Genomic DNA, 18,490 nt, shown 5'->3' with positions numbered 1-18,490 from the left:
CCGGACTGCGGTAACGTAATCGACGGTTTCACTGCACACTGAGAAGCAGCCAGCGGGCGTCTCACTCGTTTTTTGCTCTTGGATGCAAGCGTGATAGCCTGCGGTTCGAGTGAACCGAATCGATATCTTCGTATCAGATGCGTTTGTTATGAGAGCGGTACGATCGCATTTCCCCAGTTTCGAGAGTAGGATCACTGTTTCTCCACGGTTCGTTCCCTGGACGTGAACCACAGTCGGTGACGTGTGGACAGCCCCGGTTTCCCTCGATGATCCAGACGCCGACAGCGATTCCAAGGGGAACTAACTCCGCAGTCACGAATGGTGTCAGTTCGAGCCCCGCGAAATGAGCGAGAAAGCTCTGTGGCGTCTCGTAGACGGGAGGTGGGAAGAGTGGCCAGAACAAGAAGTCGACCAAATAGTGACCTAAACGGGGACAGAGACGGTATATAATGAGTCATACCAGTGTGTACACAGCTATTACTTTCTAGTAGTAAGATATATAATAAAAACCAATACAGTACTTGTCACGCAACTGCAAACGGTGAAGAAAAGATGGACGAGAATAACGGAATCGACTCGCCTACCGCCCACAGACACGGATGACCGCCATCTACCTCAGAGACATTGATAGTGAATCATGGTTCCAACCGATACAACGCAGATCAAGCAGTTCGAATCGTACACGACCGGCGTCACGGTCGAGAAGTCACTCAGCATCAGCGATGATGGTATCGGGGTTGTCGCCATCGTCACCGACTCCACACATGAAGAGCCGATAACAGTCCAGGTGACCGACCGCCTGCCAACAGGGTTCGAAACTGAGCGTATCGGGTTTCATCCCGACGATCGTGACCACTGGCATTCCGACGACGGAACCGTGGTCTTCGAGACATCCGTTTCGGCGACGGACAGCGTCGAAACACTGTACGCCATCAACGAGACTGATAAGACCGAACTTCGACGGTTCGTCGGCAACCCCGAAGTCGACGTTGCGTTCGACGAAGACGTCGCCGACGATGTCACCGAAGACACAATCTTGAGTGACGAGCCGGTGGAGGCTCCTTCGGCGTCGACAGCCGAGCCAGCGAGCGAGATGAACACAGCAGGTGATTCGATTTTGACTGATTCGCCGGTGGACACCGTTTTGGGAGATGGGCCAGTGGAGACATCGTCAGATGATTCTACGGCACAGGTATCGACCGATAAACAGTCCCCAGACCGTTCGTTCTTGATGGAAGACGCAGAACAGGTGGCAACGACAGAGTCGACGACCGATTCCGAGCGGACAGAGGGTGAGACGGTGGCGTCAACCGACACATCGGCCGAACAGGAGGCTACTTCGGTGGAATCCGACTTCGACAGTGAATCACGCGACCTGGTGGCTGCCCTCGTAGCCGAACTCGAAGCGGGGAATCTGACAGCACATGAACGTAGCGTTCTGGCCGACCACTTCCGCAATAATGGCGATGATGACCCATCGATGAACGGGAGCGTCGTCGCCCGGCTTCGACACGTGGAGACGACCGTCAACGATCTCGAAGCCTACACGACTGCCCTCGAATCGTTTCTCGATGAGACTGGTGATGCACAGGAAATGGTAGCCGAACTCGAGGAAACACGAGCGACCCTCAACACGCTACAGACGGATCTCTCGTCAGTCACGACCCGTCTGCAGTCGGTAACGGAACGGGTCGATGAGTTCGAAGCAGTACCGGAAACGGTCGACCGCCTCGACGAACAGATAAACGACGTCGAACCGACCGTGGCGACGCTCCGAGATCATCACGAGTCGATGGGTGACAGGATCGCTGCGCTCGAATCAGAGCTAGAGTCACTCCAGACAGTCGTCGGAGCGAATCGGTCATTTCGGGAATCGGTATGGACTGCGCTTGCCGAAAATGACGATGGTGACACGCACACAGACACGGATTCGTCCGACTGAGAATCTTTAACCAATCAGAACTTCCTGTACAGAAAATCTATTAAGGCACAGAATATATTGTCTGTATTTTACCATTTCACATCCAGAAAGCTTATTTCTTCGAATTGACTAGATTTCATCGTTCGAGAACGAGATGGGGAACAATGACACTCTCTACAGCCCTCCAAGAGCTCGCGTCAGCCGTCGATATCCTCGAATCGGCAGGTGTCACGGTACACGAGGTTACGACTGATGAAGACCAGCGGAGCTTGCTGAACGACGACCAACTCCGAGTGCGTCTTACCGTGAACATCCCGTTAGAAAGTACGACGCAGGCCGAGGAAGGTAGCACGAGACAGGAAGATGTCGGTGAAGATGGGGAGACGCTGGCCACTGACGGCACCGAGGCTGGTGAGCCATTTGCGATGGATGTCGATCCACCGGATGCGACCACTGTCGTCGCGTGTGCGACGGAACCGATGTCGGTGCCCCCTATGCCTGACACACCTGCTCAGAACCGGACCGGAGACGGTGTTAGTGACCAACCCGAAATACCCGACAGTAGTGATGCGACCGAGGAGGAAGCCGATGCTGCGATGGAGGTAGACGATGCCGATACAACTTCCGCCGAAGTTTCGGACGTCGACGAAGAGTCGACGACAGATTCAGCCAGTGTGCCTGCCCACCGCGATCCAGAGCGTCTTCAAGCGGTGTACGACCAATATTCGACGTTTGCGGAGATGACAGATGCGCTCGATACGGATGTCACATCGCAGACGGTTCGATATCACATGATCAAGCAAGGTATCCACGACCCGGAGAGTCAACAGACGACAGATTCGGACAGCGACGAAGAGGTGACCACGCCACAGGAAGATACGGACTCTCCAAGAAAACAAAGCGATGTGCCACACGATGCTGACGGCCACGACGAGGACAACGTGGAGAAGGCGAAGGAGGGCAGCGAGAAGAGTGACGAATCAACTGGTGAGACGGCGGAACAGACAGACGAGACGTCCGAGGAGTCGTCCGATGGGACAGATAACGATGGACAGTCAGTGCGCGAGGGTGAGACCGGAACCGAAGCAGGTGACCATACTGACAGTCCAGATCAAAAAAGCGCAGATACAGTTGATACTGATGTGCCGACAATGGCTAATATGGACGATTTGCCGATACCAGCAGGTGTCGAACTACCCAGTCATCTCTCGATCGAAGACGTGCGCGACGCAATCTTAGAGGCACAAACGCTATTCGAAGTCCAACAGCAGCTTCGGATCGGTCGTGACAAGGCCCGCAAGCTTCTCTCGGATTTAAATCTACTCGACCTCGACGTTGGTCGTGCCACGACCATAGAAAATCGTGATGCGAGTCAACAAGAGATTTACAGACGGCTCAGTCAAGCGGTGGATTCGTAATGGATGAACCTCGGCCGATGGTCGATGCTACCGGACACCGCTTCAGTTCCTGTCCGTCCCTTTAGTGACGGTCTCAACATCCGTGAACTCGAATCGTGCACCGCCTTCGTCGCTGTCCGTAATATCGTAATCCCATCCGTAAGCGTCTACGAGTTCGCTCACGAACGTTAGACCCAACCCAATCCCATTGTCGTCTGTGGTGTACCCCGCTTCCACCACCTTTTTGCGCTCGGGTTTGGGAATTCCTTGGCCCGTATCTTCGACGTAGAAGCCACTCTCGAGCGCTCCAACCCGCACCGTGACTGTCCCATCGCTATGCTCGACCGCATTTCGAAACAGATTCTCAACTACCTGCTGGAGATGCGATGGATTCGCAGACAACTGCTGTGAACTCGTCACCTCGAGGTTTGCGTCGTCAGTTTCTATCGCAGCCCAGGCGGTTGTGACAACGCTCCGCAGTTCAATAGTCTCCCGGTGGCCCACTTCATCCTCGCCTCGAGCTAATACTAACAATACCTCGATAATCTCGTCTATTCGTTCGAGAGCATCGTCTATCTGGTCGATGGCTGCTATCTCATCTTTGTCCTCGCTATCGATGAAATCGAGATAGAGTTGGGCCACATACAATGGATTTCGGAGTTCGTGGGCGAGCATACTCGCAAACCGTTCAAGGCGCTCGTTCTGCTGTTCGCGTTCCTGTTCGGCTTGCTTGCGGGTCGAGATGTCTCGAAGCGTCCCCACGAAATAGTGGTCTCCATCGTGCGTGAACTCGCTAAATGAGATCGCCAGCGGTACTTCATCGCCCTCTTTGTGGTGCCCTGGCAATTCGACATACGTCCAATCGAGGTGTTTCTCGCCCGTTTCGAGGTAGCGGTGGAAGGCATCGGCATGTGCCTGTCGCAACCGCTCGGGGATGATCTTCATTGTCGGTGAATCGACGAGTTCCTCGGGCGAGTATCCAAGGATGCGCTCGACGGCGGGATTGGCGTACCGAATGACGCTTTCATCGTCAAGCATGACGATGCCGTCTGCGGACGCCTCTGCGAGCGCATCGAACGCTTGCCGCCGCTGGGGCGGGGCGTCTAACGCTTCTCTCATAGAAATTTGTTGCTAATGAGAAGTGATAAACTCGTGGGGCACCATAATAAACCGCTCATGGGGGAATGTCATATACACTTAGCAAGGCCAGACATCCCCGGTTGCAGGTTCTTCGATTGTGGCAAAATCCCACGACTGATATCGTGGGAGGATGTTGGTGCACTCAACACTGATGACCTCTCTCAAGGCATACGTCCGTGTGTTCTTCAGTAGCGATGGGTCACTTGCTGACAGTGACCGAGCGTGGCTCACGGTTGCCCTGGGCGTTGCCGGGGGAGTGTATCTGTCGTATCTCACCATCTATTCCTACCCAGTACATGGCGCAGGGCTATATCTCGCGATCGCCGAGCAAATCAGCGAACAGGGGTATCAGCTGCCGAGGACGATTCCACATTACACCGCCGATGGGATTCCGTTCGCGTATCCCCCACTGATATTCTATCTGATCGCTGCACTCACCGATGGCTTCGGTGTCGATCCGATCTCGCTCACACGATATCTGCCGGGACTTTTCACTATCGTGTATCTGGTTCCCTACTACTACATCGCAAATGAGTTCCTCGAATCACCATCGCATGCCGGTGTTGCCACGATTCTCCTTGCACTAACACCAGTGGTGCTCAAGTGGCATCTCGCTGCAGGCGGCATCGTTCGGGCAGCGGCGTTTCTGTTCGTCTTGACTGGATTCTATACCGGTATTCGTCTGTTCAAAACCGGTGACCGACGGTGGTTGCTTCCGTCGGTTGCTCTATTCACCCTTACAGTCCTCACCCATCCAGTGTATGCAACGTTTTTCGGGCTCACCTATCTCCTCATGTTCGGTTTCTTCGACCGATCACGCCGAGGGTTCGGATACGGTGCAGTGGTTGCGATCGGCGGACTCGTGTTAGCTGCACCTTGGTGGTGGCAGATCGTCTCGATGCATGGGCCGACGATCTTCACGGCGGCAGCGGGAACACATGACGGTCTCGGCGGTGGCCTCTCACGCCTTTACGAATCGTTCGTCTCTCCGTTCTTCTCACAGTCTCAATGGCCATTCTATCTTCTCTCTCTCGCCGGTGTTCTGTCTCTTGGCGTTCGACGGCGGTTCTTCCTGCCCGTCTGGTTGCTATCGACGGGGTACTTTTTCGTCCAAGATCGGCTTCTCTACGTAGCCGGTGCGATGGCAGCGGCGGTATTCCTCTTGGACGTCGGTCTTCCGCCGATACGAGCTCGGCTTGAAGACGATACCCAACAACAGATTGTATCTCTGTTCGTGGTCTTCTTGCTCGTTGGGTCGGTCGTCGGACTCGGCGTGCTGACGACGACCGATTTCGAATCTGGTGTGCAGACGGAACGTATGCTTCCGGCGCCGTACATGGATAACCAAGATCGGCACGCGATGGAGTGGGTCAAACAGCAAACCGCTCCCTCTGCGCGATTCGTGGTGGTTGGTGACGCCGCAGAACTATTCCCATTCGTTACGGATCGAACGAATCTCATCAGCCCGTGGGGCGTCGAGTGGAAAGGCAACGCGCAGTTCGAATACCACAAAGAGTTGTACGACTCGACATCAGCGTGCACGACCGCCGAGTGTCTCACACGATCACTCGGGGAAGCGAGACTGCATCCGGAGTATGTGTACGTCCCGAAAGAACACTATACGATACGGCGAGACGACCATACCCAGTCACCGCAAATGCGTCGGTCGCTTATTGCGTCGAAACAGTACACGCTCGTCTTCGAAAATCGGGGCGTGATGATTTTCCGGGTGGCAGAGGGGCAGTGAATGAACTGGCACCCAATGGCGACAAAAAACATACGACGTATTGGCAGAGAATAATCTCCGAGAGACGCTGCGATAATGTTGCCAGCATCGCTGGCGGTTTACGTCCTCAACGGTCAAACAGCTATGGGTTCGTGAACATTCGTGCCCGTCGTGTGGATTTGATGCGGATAGGGATGCGAACGCGGCGTGAAACATCCTTTCTCGCGGTCTCGAAGATGTAGGCGTGGGACACTTCTAAATCAACGCCTGTGGAGACTGCGCTCTTTGTGAATACACCTGTATCTGCAAAGCGCGTCGTGGAAGCAGGAAGCCCTACCCTCAAGGAGCGAACGGCGTCAGCCGTGAGCGAGTAGGGTGGGGTAGTTCACAGATCTCGTCTACAGATGGAACAGGGCGAGTGCCTCGGGGTCACGTCCCGAGGTGGTTTACAGTGGAGACAGGGCATCCAAAAATTTCGGGATTTTCATTCCTGTCTTTGCTCGTTCTATCGAGTGCGATGATTTCAACTCACGCAGATGTATCCCCTAACTATACGAAATTCCTATACCAACTAACGGCGAATTCCACTGGATGACGACATATACAATTTTAGCAGACGTGAACGAACAACGATTCCAGAACCCCCAAGAGTTAGGCGTTATCTGGGGAGAGATTACCGACGATATCGAATCGTTCGGTGGTGAACTGCTTGATAGTTATCTCCTCATCGGCAACTACGACTTCCAAATCACGTTCGAGGCTGACGACGAGGACGCCGTCGCGCAGATAGCGATGGCCATTCAACGCCACGGATTAGATACACGAACGATGCGTGCAATCCCGGTTGGACGGTTGGGAGAACTTGTTAACGACTTTGAATAGGACCCCCTCACCACTTGTCGTAGCGTCAGTAAGCTACTACGGCTTAAAGGCCGTGGCATTCACCATGGACTCCCGCTCTAACCACATCTGGTGCGGTTATGACACCGCTCGCGCTCACTATCCCGGTGTTCAAGCGCACGCCTACAGGTGCGCCTCCTTCGCCAGATGTTTGCTTATCAAGGAGTCTAAATCCGATGACTTTCGACGCATTGTAGTCCGCATGGTTCTGATACCCACACTTCAGATACTCAAAGGTGTCCTAAGACTGGAGCCAAGCGTACGTGCTTCCTCTCGCGCCTAAAGTCGCGGGTACCCACTCTTCAGTATCTGTGAGGGTCGTGAAATCTTCGGTGCCTGTCACCACCCTACTAACGAGGAAGAAGTGTCGAAAGCCTGGCGTTCTCTTTCACCCGAAATCCACTGTCGGGAACAGAGAGGGCAACTCGCGGTAGCTCGCTGACGACCAACGTGGGGTGGGATGCCCCTCGCTCAATTATTGCATCCCGAGGTTGGAGAATCGCTCCCCCGTTTCCCATCAGCGATTCGTTGTACTCGATGAGGTACTGACCAGCGTCGAGTTCCCACCATTGGTAGTCGTCGTCTTCGTTGCGCCAGACCCGTTCGTGGGGTGACGTGTTCGCCGCTTCGAGTTCCCCGTCACCAAAGTCGACGCGACCTGGCCCAGTCACATCGTATACCTCGGTCACTGTGAGATCGACGCCTCGATCGCCGATCTGGGTTGTTTCGTGGACGATGCCTTCCACACGTTCTGCGAGCGTTTCGACTGTTGACATCGGTATCGGATGTATGGCCGACCGCGGGAAAAGCGTTCAGGGCCGCTTCATTAAGTCGTTCTTGAAGCTCCCATCCTCACTCTTGAAGCTCCCATCCTCACTCTTGAAGCTCCCATCCTCACTCTTGAAGCTCCCATCCTCACTCGAGTTCCAATGACTGTCGTTGAATAGCGAGCGAATATCGTCGTTCGAAGGGGTGAGGATGTCTCTGAGAAAAACTGCGACTGAGAGCGCACGCTCCCTGACGCCTACTCGTAATATGGCTTTCGCTCGATGACCTTCGCAAAGGCAACGTTCGCTGCGACGTCGGTGATTTCGATGGTCACCCGGTCGTGTTTCTCCGTATCGGGGACGATGATCACGTAGCCGCGTTCGACACGGGCGATTCCATCGCCTTGCTCGCCGATATCTTCGATTTCAACTGTGCGCTGGTCTCCTTCTTCGACAGGCGGCGCAGGTCGATGCTGGGTTCGTTCAGGTTCCGGTTCAGAGTTAGCTTCAGGTTTCGCTCCGTCCGTCGACCGCGATTCAGACCCGACCAGCGCGATGCGGTAGACACCACCACGTTCGACATCGCCATCCGCAATCTCCCGTTCAGGCACCGTGATATGATAGGAGCCGTCCTGTTCTTCCACCGTGGCATTAAAAACGCAGAGTAACTCGTCAGGGATTTCCATTCGTCTGGTTCCTCTCTTTATGACAATATTGCCACGTGCTTGTGTCTACCGATTATCCGATACAGAACGGTCGGCGATATTGGTCTCCAGTATGGTGAACGAGAATTATAGCCATCGGCAGTGGGTCCACACAGGAGACATCGTTGGAGAGTAACTGATGATGACGGTCTGGAGCGTCTTCTCAAATGCGTCGATGAGACCGCCGTTCCCCGTCAAGAGATGTGTGATTTCGATGTGAGAGCGCTACCCGTGGCAAAATGTGCCGTAGTCACACGCTTCATACAGGATACACACACTCGTTCAGATAATGAAGGCCGTATCACCACAAGAAAAGCCGGGAGAAGAACGACGAATCGAACAGATTTCTACCCGAATAGTACTCGAGCAAAAGACGGAGACGTGCGCTCATTGTGGTTCAGAGGTGAGATTGAATCGACGTCACAAATACGTCTCTGTGAGGCGAATGGCAGCGGATGCAGATCCTCTCGTTGAAGAATTTGCGTTGTGCGATGCCGAGTGTTTGTCTGGGTTCAAATAGCGACGTATTGGATGGGAGTGGGTTGTCCGTTCGAGAATTTCGTTCTCGAGGTCTGGTCACCAGCGGTTCAGAGGTCGAACACGTCGAGTCCAGTCCGGTCGTCGAGTCGATGAGACAGCGGCGTCTCACCCTGAAGCACGATGACCTCGAAAGTGCCCGAGACGCGGGCACCACTACAGTGGCCGCCGAGTGATTCGAAATTACGCTTGCCGACTTGGATGTGCGCATGAATCTTGTCCGGGCCGATATTCCCGGTAAAATTGGTCACCTCGAACTCCCCTTCGAACGTCTCTTCTTTGTACTGTTGTTGCTCGACATCGTAATGTCCGAGCGTAACCTCGTCGACGGCTCCGATACCCATGAAAAAGCCGTTCTCGATAGATGCGGTGTCTCGGAGTTCGTCCAGGGAATCGAGCACTCGTTCTCCCGGGTCGAGCCTGACGATGCACTTGTCGCCTTCATCTACGTAATCCATAGTTCTCCAGCCTTCTCTTCGTTCGCTTCGTCCATAGTATTCCCGCTGGCGTGACGTGCTCGCAAGCGGCCGAAAAAGCGATTCCACCACTGGTGGCAGTCGATGAACGACGGTTACGGTTGGATGATCTCGATGAGGTTGCCCTCAGGATCACGAACGAATACGATGCGAGACCCGCTCTCGGTTGTCTGTGGATCGCTCAGCGTCTCGACGTCTGCAGGCAATGACTCGTAGAACGCATCGATGTCATCGACTTCTAACCCGAGGTGTTTCGCCCCAGGCTGGTTGACTGTAGCCGATGGCTGGTCTGTTCCTTCGGGGTCGTATTCGACGAGTTCGACCCGTGCACTCCCGGCGTCCAGGTGTGCAAATCTGCCGGTTGCCCCTTCGACACCGACGCCCTTCGCGAACGATTCTCCTTTGACAGTGAATCGATCGATGACTGCAAGACCGAGGACATCTCGATAGAACTCGACGGCCCGGTCAAGTTCTGTCACAGTCACGCCAAAGTGGTGTGCGCGGAGGCTACCTGAATCAAGGAGAGAGTCCCGCCCTTTAGGGCGGGCGTGAATCCGACACTCTACTTCACAACCACGTTCGACGCTTACTCTGGGGTATCCTCCCTGACCTTCTTCTCGCCTTCGAGGAGCAACCCTTTCCATGTCAACCCACGGTGCTTCTTCAACGCCTTCAACCGCCCGTACTGTTCCTCGTCATCAAACTCGATTCGGACTTCGACCATATTATAACACACTAACCCCACAATTATGTGTGTTCGGTACAACCAGTAGCCGATGAAGCGAGTCAACACATTCGAGGTGGTTCCCCAGTCCGACAAGGACGAGGAGTTACTTCGCCGCCTGTTGGACGCTTCTGCTGCTCTCTGGAACGAAATCAACTACGAGCGCCGTAAGAACTACGCCGACCCCGACGGGGACGTATGGGAAGTCAGCGAGTATCGCGGTCGATATAGTGGTGTTCTCGGTGCTTCCACAGTTCAGCAAATCGAGCGAAAGAACCGCGAGGCGTGGAAGTCGTTTTTCAGCCTCAAGAAGAAGGGCGAAGCCAACGGCAAACCCGGTTTCTGGGGCAATTCAGAAAACGGTCGAGAACTCCGCACGTACATTCGCAACACCTCGTACTCCGTCGAGTGGGGCGAATACTCCCGACTCGAAATCCTCGTCGGCAAAGACCTGAAAGACGAGTACGGGTTGGGATACCGCGAACGCCTCCGGCTCGAAGTTCGCGGAGACCCTCACTGGAAGGAATACGAGAAGCAGGGTCGGTTGGAGTTGTTTTACGACGAGCAAGCACAATCTTTCAGGGCCTTTCAGCCAGTCACCGTCGATGATTCTCGACTGGCACAACCATTGGCTTCGGAAGAAGCCGCTCTGGATATTGGTGCGAACAATCTCGTCGTCTGCACAACCACGACCGGTCAGCAATACTTGTACGAAGGACGCGATCTGTTCAAGAGATTCCGCGAAACCACACGTGAAATCGCCCGACTCCAATCACTGTTGGAGGAAGGTCGATACAGTAGTCACCGCATTCGACGCCTGTACAACCGGCGCACCAAGCGACGTGACCACGCGCAAGACACGCTCGTCCGCAACCTCATCGAACGCCTGTACGACGAAGGTGTTGCCACGGTGTACGTGGGCGATTTAACTGACGTGTTGGAGACACACTGGTCAGTTCGGACGAACGAAAAGACGCACAACTTCTGGGCGTTCAGAGCGTTTGTGAAACGACTGGCGTGTACCGCCGAGGAATACGGTATGTCGGTTGAAGCCCGGTCTGAGGCGTGGACGAGTCAGACATGTCCGAACTGTGGGTCAATCACAGATACAGTTCGGTATCAGGACACGCTGACGTGTTCGTGTGGGTTTGAAGGCCACGCTGACCTCGTGGCAAGTGAATCGTTCTTGAGACGGCAGACGACGGTAACACGGTCGATGGCACGACCTGTATGCCTCAAGTGGGACAACCACGAATGGTTGGAGTCATCACGCTCTCTCCATCTCAACGAGGAGCATACGAACCCGCAAGTTGCCTCCGTGGGTCGGTAAGCGATACCCCCAGCGCGAGGAAACCCCGGCGTGAACGCCGGGGAGGATGTCATCCATACGGTGACGTCACGGAAGCACGCAGAAAATCGCTTCGAGTCGATACTGACCCGAGAAGAGATGCGATTCGGCGTCGAAGGCTGCGCCGATTCGACGGAGAAGCGGTACTTAGGGCCTCTGTGCATCAGCGCCGAAGTGCCTGCCGAAGGCGGTCGAACCAACTATTGGTCGTCGGTAGTTCACGGGCGATTGCGTCGAGTTCTTCGTCGGCGATCTGTGGATTCTGGCGTGCTTCCCGCAGCCACTGCTTCCACTCGGTGTTCGTCAGGGTACCTCGTGAGTCGGCTTCCCACTGGTCGACGAGTGCATCTCGATCTTCGAATGGAATGTCCATCCCGCTGTTTCCCCAGTAGAGCGGCGAGAGTTCGAACTCGAACCGCTCGTCGTCGACGAATCTGAGACGGTACGGGTAGCCGTTGTAGAGGATAAGGTCGCCCTCGGTCACGTCGTCTCCATTCGGGAGCGTGAGCGTCCGTGTCATCTCGTTTCAACTGCTACGTGCGGCGTGTTTGTTAACGTTCGCTTGGCAGTTCCACACAATGATCCGATGAAACCCGCTCTCGAAAGCAGACCATGACCTTGCTATCGTCAGATTTTGTATTTAATATAGACAGCCATAAAATATATATTTGCATGGGAATTATTAACATGCGGTGAGGGTTCACAACTGACACACATACACGCGTCTGGCGCCATCACCACGACGTGTGGCCAACCCTCGCCGCCCTGTCGTTCCTCGATACTAACAATAATCAGCCTTCTGTGTACCAACCGAAACCAAACTTACTGTGATACCGCGTGTTACGACCGTCATTGGTCCGCACGTCACGAACAAAGCGCCTTCGAAGCTCGATTAAGCGATATCCGTTCAGTGTCAAAAAACTGTACCTGCCAACTGTCATGAGATAGCCGTCAATCAAGCCGGTAGGCCATCATCACTTCATCAACGAGTTGATCGTCGACCGTATAGTGATCCTTCCGAATGGTCTCGGTATCCCATCCATGGCTGTGGAGGAACGACATCGCGTCTTCGTTGTAAGCCTCCGTACACGAACTATCAAGTGGCAGACGTGAGAACATCGACGTATGGATATCGACGAGCCAGACGCCGGTTCGAGAGGTTCGACAGGGAAGAAGCAGATACATCTCGCATCCTGGGACAACCGTTTCTTTGCGTGGTTGATCGACGTCCTCATCGTTGGCGCGGTCCTCTCGGCATTCGGCCAAGTCGCGGGACTCTTTTCACTGCTCACCGGCGGGCTCACCATGACGACGCCGTTCCTAGGGGTCAATGGGTTGGGCCTCTGGTTCTACTGGACCGCGCTCGAAGGCTATCACGGCCAATCGGCTGGCAAGATGGTCATGAACATCGCCGTTACCGACGAACACGGTGACGAGATCGACTACGTCACGGCGGCCATCGAGAGTTTCGGAAAGGCGTTCTTTCTGCCGCTCGACGTGCTGATCGGCTGGATCGCCATGGAAGACGAGTACGTACGCCTGTTCAACAAGCTGTCTTCGACCATCGTCGTCCAGGTTCCCGACCAAGAGCGCGTCCCGGAAGATGTCGAGTACGTCCCTCCGAAAGGGTGATTTAAAAAGGGTGGCGGCTCTCGGGAATCAAAAATCGGAGGTTCCAGGGTTCAAAAGCGTGCCAACGATGGCTGTCGATATGAAAAGCTACGCCGATAATGGCGTCACAGTCAATCGGCCAGCATCGCCCTGATACCTCCGATCAGCAATCTGTCGAGGGCGCGGGTCGTCACCCCGAAGGAGACGAAGAAGATGGCCATCACGACGAAGTCCGCGGGAACGAACGCCACTACGTCGATGGTCGCGACGATACGGATCATCGACACTGTCGTCTCCATCGCGGGGTCGAACGTCCACACAGCGACGATACTGCCGACGAGCGCCAGTGCGAGGTACAAGAGTGCTTGCGCCTCGGTGAGCGTGGTACGAGTCTCTGTTAGGCTGACGGCACTGTGCGTGCCCACGCCGAGCGCTGCGAGTTGGCGACGGATCTGGTCGATGACGGTCACCACGAGGATGAACCAGAGTACGCTCGCCAGTCCCAGTCCGACGAGCGACGGCGAGACATTCGGGAGCACCTCTGTCATCACGTCCACGATGGTTGGCGTCGCTCGGTCGACGACGATGTAGAACAGGACGAACCCGAGGACAGCATCGAGAGGGCCGTGTGCCGGGATGGCGCGCCCGCTCCGAGAGTCGGTGCGTGATCCGGCGTCCACGTAGGTGCTCATACGTGTTACAACACATCCTGTAATCATCAAGGAGTGCGTCGACTCTCAGGGAATGAGAGTCGTGCTACGCCGAGTACGATCCGATTTTTCGTCGAATGGATTCGATGCACGACACTTCGACTGATGCTCGAACTCTGGATCGCAGTTCGGTCTGCTTGGTGACTTCGCTAGGAGGTCTGTAGATGTGGTTTGCCACGTCCTCGCTGAGGCCACGGTGATTTTACCGTCTGCGATGCTACATCCCTGCGTATGTCCCAGACGAAAGTCAACTATCAGGACGTCGAGGCAGTCGGCGACGGATTGCACTTCCTCCGAGAGCCGCTCGGCTGCGAGCAACTCGGAATCTCGGTGCTCGAATGTGAACCAGGCTGGACGGGGAAAGAACACGCACACGTCGATCGCGAACACGAGGAGGTATACTTCCTGGTCGACGGGCAAGCGACGGTGACGGTCGATGGCGAGGACGTGGCGATGGAAAGTGGTGACGCGCTCCGGGTACCACCGGAAGCGACCCGTCAAATCCAAAACGGTGACACCGAGTCGTTGTTCGTCCTTGCTGGTGCGCCGTAGGAGTAACTACCTTCGACACGTGGAGATGGGATCTGGCCTCGGGCCACCCCCGAAGCTACTCGCTTTATATCTTTGTAGATGAACGACGCATGTCTGTGCAGCTTGTCGATTACTAAAATCAGATTTTGTGCCTCCGGAACGCGTTTTATGGTCCAGACTCATGGTTGGAATGGGCTCTCACAATCTCGATCCAGCGTACGAACACCTCTGACATCCTCACACCGGCTTTGGTGTCGTCACAACCGGGTTGTGAGAGTACCTCTATGGGGTTTTCCCCTCCCCTCTCCCTTTCGCACTTCTATCGTCACTTAGTCGAACGTGAGCATCGATGACGTTCCCGACGGTGCCTTCGAGCCAGACATTCCCGAGGGCGCTGATGTCGAAGTGATAACGCAGCATGAGGGGCAGTGGAGAAAGAGAGTTCTGAACGGACATCGGAATAAATGGCGCTTTTCTGGGGAGAAATGCAGTCAAACCTTCTTTGCCGAGTCCACGGCTCATGTCATCGCATCGTGCCAGTGTTTCTCCGATTTTGATGCGCCGGTCTGCCGATTCGGACCGGCACGGGGGGACGTTCCGGCTGACAGCCCCGGGCGACGCGAGAAACCCACCGTTCACCCAGTCACCCGCTGAATACCGTAAGACGGGCTTTTAGCCTGGTTCCATTTCGATGCAGTGGTTGTCGGCTTCCTCTCCGCACACATCAGGGCACGGAATCGCGTTGCCTCCCCTGTGAATATGATTATCAGGATGGAATCGTTCCACATGATTATTAGCAATAGTTAACAGGATTCGGGACGTGGGGGGACACTAGTGCTCGCTACGCAACCAGGTTGGGGGAGGAGAGCCTGTTGTGTGAGACGCACCGAAGAGGGAACAGACAATGGCCTCAGCAACCCAGAACAACGAACGTCTTCTGACCTGGCAACGAGCAGTCGTGATCGTCAGTCTCCTCATCGCTCTTGGTATTCTGATCACTCCTGTCCAGTGGTACATCGCGTACGTTGGTTTCCAGAGGGAGAAACAGCAGCGAAAGAGACAGACCCGCGGTGTCGAGTCCCACCAGATAGCAAGCAGCGACCGGTCTACGGGTCGGGCAACCAGTGGGTGAATCGAACTCGCCTCCTTCCCGTTCAGTCGCTCCGGTGTTCTCGAACCATCTCCACTGATACCACTTCTGCTGTCTTTCTGTAGTACCCATCTCATGGCGGGGAGGATGTCACCCGTCCACAACCTACGTTCCCGGAGATCCGGATGCTGGATTTCGGGATGCTGTTTCAGAAATGTACGACCAGGGGACTCGATGATCAGCAAGCAGGTGGTCAGGAAGGCGCGTCGCATGATACCAGTCGGACGAGGATGGCGGGCAGAAACGTTGGTAAAGCGCACAGAAATTTCGAGAAACCAACCAAAGACTCAATCATCCAGGTCACGTTCTACCGGACTATACTATGCAGATCCTCGTCAGTGGTTCCACAGGGCTGATCGGTCGCAGACTCGTGTCTCATCTACTTATATACTTATTCTGCGAATTGGCGTTCGAGAAGTGTGATGAGTAAATATGCACCGAGTCGACCCGTCCCCTCGGAGATATCATATCGTGGGGCGACTTCCATCAAGTCGACCGCACCGACTGCATCGTGTCCACCGAGCACCTCCATCGTGGCTAGTGCCTGATCCGAAGTTAGGCCACCGGGAATCGGTGTTCCGGTTCCAGGAGCGGCGCTTGGGTCAACGGCGTCTATATCGAAGGTTACGTATACTGCGTCGGTCTCTGCCGCCGCGGCTTCAATCGCATTGGAAACCACATCATGGATTCCTTGTTCCCGGATGTCGTGTGCTGTAAAGAGGTTAAGTCCGGTCTCATCTGCGAATTCGAAGAATTCAGGTGATTCATATCCCCGAATGCCAACTTGACTAACGTGCTCAAAATCTGTATGGTTTGATTTGGCGATGAGATTCGTGCTTGAACCATGGAAGTGTTCACCGAAGACGGCACTTTCTTTCACAGTATCTGTGTGTGCGTCTATTTGAACGAGACCAACCGTATCGTGGGAATTCCCTTCGGCGAAGCCGCGGAAGGCGGGAAACGTACAGTAGTGATCACCGCCCAGCATCACTGGGAACACCTGTTCGGCCATCGTGGCGATGTGGGCTGTGATACTCTCTGCTGTCTTCTTTCGATCCATGGGGAAGATGGGCGTGTCGCCACAGTCGGCAACTGAGAGCTGGCCAAAATCGACCTGCTTCCCAGTTTGCATGTTCGTGAGGCCTCCTTTATATCCGGAGAGGTACGCCCACCATGCACTGGCTCGTCGAATCGCCTCAGGTCCATAGCGGGCGCCCGGGCGGTTGCTCACAGCGCCATCATACGGAACACCAAGAACGCCAACGTCAACGTCCTCTAAATCCTCGACGTCTCGTTGTTCAGATTTGAGGAATGTGTTGATGCCCGCGTATGCGAGTTCGACACTGGAACCGGGGTACTGTTTGCGAAACGCTTCTGCTGATCTTGGACGGTTATACTGCGACATTATGATTTCACCTCAACTGCGGTTTCGAGCGCATTCACGGCCTGTTCTAGCTTCTCTCGAGTAATCGTAAGGGGTGGTTGGAATCGCATGACGTTCTTGTAGTATCCACCAACGCCCATGACGATTCCCTGCTCGCGAAGATGCTTACCTACCGACTTCGCGAGGTCTGAGTCGGGTGCAGGGGCAACTCGTATTGGGCCAATTTCGCCGGGGTTGACGAGTTCGACACCTTGCATCAGTCCGAGACCGCGAACGTCACCAACAGCGTCGAATCGTGACTCCAGTTCCGCAAGCCTTTTTGCCAACCAAATTCCCTGTTCCCGTGCATTCGCGATAATCCCGTTCTGAAGTTGGTCAATGGTTGCAATGGCTGCCGCACACGCGACCGGATTTCCTCCGAACGTTGAGAGGTGATCCCCGGGATCGAACGCATTCGCGACTTCAGCGGAGGCAGTGAAGGCCCCGAGAGGAAGGCCACTTGCGATACCTTTCGCCTGTGTGATGATATCTGGAACGACATCGAAGTAATCGGATGCCCACATCTCACCTGTTCGGCCGTAACCGGCCTGTACCTCATCTACAATAAAAAGTGCATCATGGTCGTGAGCAATTTCTTTGACGCGTTTCAGCCATCCCTCCGGTGGGACGATGATGCCGCCTTCTCCCATCACAGGTTCGACAACGATGGCAGCAATATCGTCGGCGGTGTGTGCCTTAATTACCTGTTCGATGTTCTCCGCGCAATCGGCGGTACACTTACCATCGCATCGCGGGCATCGATAGGAGTCTGGAGCCTGGGCATGAGCAACGTCGTTAACAGTCGGTGCCATGCCGTTTTTGTATGCTGAATTTCCAGTTAATGCGAGACTCCCCAGGGTTCGTCCGTGAAACGACTTCTCGAGAGCAATGATTTCCTTTGAGCCAGTGTACTTTCGGGCGAGTTTAATAGCACCCTCAATCGCCTCGGTTCCGGAATTGCAGAAAAATGTTTTCTGGAGGTCGCCGGGTGTGACTTCAGCGAGTCGTTCCGCGAGTTCCGCGACGGGCTTGTTCGGATGAACGTACGAACAGCTATGAACGAGTTCATCGAGTTGTTCTTTCGCGGCCTCGACCACCGCTTCGTTCCGGTGGCCCGTGTTTGTCACGGCAATCCCCGAGAACACATCGAGGTACTCGTCTCCATTGAAATCCTCAATAATGCAATCAGAAGCATGTCGGATTGGAACGTCTAACTGCTTCCAGATCGGCATGACATACTGGCTATACTGTGATTGGAGTTGTTGGTTCGTGAGGGGAGTTGCTTCGTTTGACATTGTTCTGCCCATGCTGGCAAGTGTTTGCCACCGGATAAAGAATCCAAAACCAAATATAAAAAAGTATCGGCGGCAATACGACCCTCATATGTGTTTCCTGTGCCGTATTCCATTAGTAATCGGAAATAGA

At 54.7% G+C, this 18,490-nt stretch carries 18 protein-coding genes and 2 pseudogenes; 9 read left to right on the top strand and 11 right to left on the bottom strand.

What is annotated here, in order from left to right; translation table 11 throughout:
* The first annotated feature begins 637 nt into the window (after positions 1-637).
* Positions 638-1,942: a hypothetical protein gene (locus tag ACR3FE_RS00605; RefSeq protein WP_458204593.1), complete on the top strand. Its 1,305-nt coding sequence runs from the start codon at positions 638-640 to the stop codon at positions 1,940-1,942.
* A 143-nt stretch (positions 1,943-2,085) separates the two neighbouring features.
* A complete protein-coding gene (locus ACR3FE_RS00600; RefSeq protein ID WP_458204592.1) occupies positions 2,086-3,339 on the top strand; it encodes a DUF8073 domain-containing protein in 1,254 nt (417 codons plus the stop codon).
* 42 nt (positions 3,340-3,381) lie between these two features.
* On the opposite strand, the gene ACR3FE_RS00595 is transcribed toward ACR3FE_RS00600, so the two are convergent.
* A complete protein-coding gene (locus ACR3FE_RS00595; protein WP_458204590.1) occupies positions 3,382-4,437 on the bottom strand; it encodes a two-component system sensor histidine kinase NtrB in 1,056 nt (351 codons plus the stop codon).
* 199 nt (positions 4,438-4,636) lie between these two features.
* Here ACR3FE_RS00595 and ACR3FE_RS00590 point away from each other — a divergent pair, with 199 nt between their 5' ends.
* The 3 genes and pseudogenes from ACR3FE_RS00590 (at position 4,637) to ACR3FE_RS00580 (ending at position 7,066) form a co-directional block, all read left to right on the top strand.
* Positions 4,637-6,205, top strand: coding sequence for an ArnT family glycosyltransferase (locus ACR3FE_RS00590; RefSeq protein WP_458204588.1), 1,569 nt, complete (start codon positions 4,637-4,639; stop codon positions 6,203-6,205).
* Positions 6,206-6,311: 106 nt separating this feature from the next.
* Positions 6,312-6,558, top strand: a pseudogene (locus ACR3FE_RS00585) (zinc ribbon domain-containing protein); the annotation flags it as partial.
* A 217-nt stretch (positions 6,559-6,775) separates the two neighbouring features.
* Positions 6,776-7,066: a GYD domain-containing protein gene (locus ACR3FE_RS00580; protein WP_458204586.1), complete on the top strand. Its 291-nt coding sequence runs from the start codon at positions 6,776-6,778 to the stop codon at positions 7,064-7,066.
* A gap of 368 nt (positions 7,067-7,434) precedes the next feature.
* Here ACR3FE_RS00580 and ACR3FE_RS00575 read toward each other — a convergent pair whose 3' ends face one another.
* Together ACR3FE_RS00575 and ACR3FE_RS00570 are read right to left on the bottom strand one after the other, a co-directional pair.
* The gene (locus ACR3FE_RS00575) at positions 7,435-7,860 is read right to left on the bottom strand and encodes a dCTP deaminase/dUTPase family protein (RefSeq protein WP_458204585.1); all 426 of its coding nucleotides are present in this window, start codon (positions 7,858-7,860) and stop codon (positions 7,435-7,437) included.
* A 248-nt stretch (positions 7,861-8,108) separates the two neighbouring features.
* Positions 8,109-8,537 carry a TRAM domain-containing protein gene (locus ACR3FE_RS00570; protein ID WP_458204584.1) on the bottom strand — a complete coding sequence of 143 codons (429 nt, stop codon included), beginning with the start codon at positions 8,535-8,537 and terminating at the stop codon, positions 8,109-8,111.
* Between the two features lie 307 nt (positions 8,538-8,844).
* On the opposite strand from ACR3FE_RS00570, the gene ACR3FE_RS00565 reads away from it, so the two are divergent.
* Complete coding sequence (locus tag ACR3FE_RS00565) at positions 8,845-9,075, top strand: DUF7576 family protein (RefSeq protein ID WP_458204582.1); 231 nt, start codon at positions 8,845-8,847, stop codon at positions 9,073-9,075.
* A 67-nt stretch (positions 9,076-9,142) separates the two neighbouring features.
* Here the strand turns inward: ACR3FE_RS00565 and ACR3FE_RS00560 are convergent, their stop codons facing one another.
* The 3 genes from ACR3FE_RS00560 to ACR3FE_RS00550 all read right to left on the bottom strand — a co-directional run bounded on the left by ACR3FE_RS00560 (position 9,143) and on the right by ACR3FE_RS00550 (position 10,292).
* Complete coding sequence (locus tag ACR3FE_RS00560) at positions 9,143-9,550, bottom strand: PPC domain-containing DNA-binding protein (RefSeq protein WP_458204581.1); 408 nt, start codon at positions 9,548-9,550, stop codon at positions 9,143-9,145.
* Between the two features lie 113 nt (positions 9,551-9,663).
* Positions 9,664-10,122 (bottom strand): VOC family protein, encoded by a 459-nt coding sequence (locus tag ACR3FE_RS00555; RefSeq protein WP_458205987.1) that lies wholly within the window; start codon positions 10,120-10,122, stop codon positions 9,664-9,666.
* Between the two features lie 32 nt (positions 10,123-10,154).
* Positions 10,155-10,292: a hypothetical protein gene (locus ACR3FE_RS00550; protein WP_458204580.1), complete on the bottom strand. Its 138-nt coding sequence runs from the start codon at positions 10,290-10,292 to the stop codon at positions 10,155-10,157.
* A gap of 52 nt (positions 10,293-10,344) precedes the next feature.
* Here ACR3FE_RS00550 and ACR3FE_RS00545 point away from each other — a divergent pair, with 52 nt between their 5' ends.
* Entirely contained in the window at positions 10,345-11,622 is a 1,278-nt protein-coding gene (locus ACR3FE_RS00545; protein WP_458204579.1) for an RNA-guided endonuclease InsQ/TnpB family protein, read from the top strand.
* Between the two features lie 181 nt (positions 11,623-11,803).
* Here ACR3FE_RS00545 and ACR3FE_RS00540 read toward each other — a convergent pair whose 3' ends face one another.
* Both ACR3FE_RS00540 and ACR3FE_RS00535 read right to left on the bottom strand, forming a co-directional pair.
* Positions 11,804-12,160, bottom strand: coding sequence for a hypothetical protein (locus tag ACR3FE_RS00540; protein ID WP_458204578.1), 357 nt, complete (start codon positions 12,158-12,160; stop codon positions 11,804-11,806).
* A 431-nt stretch (positions 12,161-12,591) separates the two neighbouring features.
* Positions 12,592-12,714: pseudogene (locus ACR3FE_RS00535) on the bottom strand (GNAT family N-acetyltransferase); the annotation flags it as partial.
* Between the two features lie 51 nt (positions 12,715-12,765).
* On the opposite strand from ACR3FE_RS00535, the gene ACR3FE_RS00530 reads away from it, so the two are divergent.
* Positions 12,766-13,272 (top strand): RDD family protein, encoded by a 507-nt coding sequence (locus tag ACR3FE_RS00530; RefSeq protein ID WP_458204576.1) that lies wholly within the window; start codon positions 12,766-12,768, stop codon positions 13,270-13,272.
* 110 nt (positions 13,273-13,382) lie between these two features.
* Here ACR3FE_RS00530 and ACR3FE_RS00525 read toward each other — a convergent pair whose 3' ends face one another.
* Positions 13,383-13,943, bottom strand: coding sequence for a hypothetical protein (locus tag ACR3FE_RS00525; RefSeq protein ID WP_458204575.1), 561 nt, complete (start codon positions 13,941-13,943; stop codon positions 13,383-13,385).
* 249 nt (positions 13,944-14,192) lie between these two features.
* Here ACR3FE_RS00525 and ACR3FE_RS00520 point away from each other — a divergent pair, with 249 nt between their 5' ends.
* A complete protein-coding gene (locus ACR3FE_RS00520; RefSeq protein WP_458204573.1) occupies positions 14,193-14,513 on the top strand; it encodes a cupin domain-containing protein in 321 nt (106 codons plus the stop codon).
* 1,520 nt (positions 14,514-16,033) lie between these two features.
* Here the strand turns inward: ACR3FE_RS00520 and ACR3FE_RS00515 are convergent.
* On the bottom strand, positions 16,034-17,047 hold the full coding sequence (locus tag ACR3FE_RS00515) for an agmatinase family protein (RefSeq protein ID WP_458204571.1): 1,014 nt from the start codon (positions 17,045-17,047) through the stop codon (positions 16,034-16,036).
* A complete protein-coding gene (locus tag ACR3FE_RS00510; RefSeq protein ID WP_458204570.1) occupies positions 17,047-18,360 on the bottom strand; it encodes an aspartate aminotransferase family protein in 1,314 nt (437 codons plus the stop codon). The genes ACR3FE_RS00515 and ACR3FE_RS00510 overlap by 1 nt, the downstream gene beginning before the upstream one ends.
* Positions 18,361-18,490: the final 130 nt, after the last annotated feature.

The organism is Haladaptatus rarus (assembly GCF_054177585.1).
Note: the sequence above shows the minus strand (reverse complement) of the source record. Positions and strands in the feature narration are given on the sequence as shown.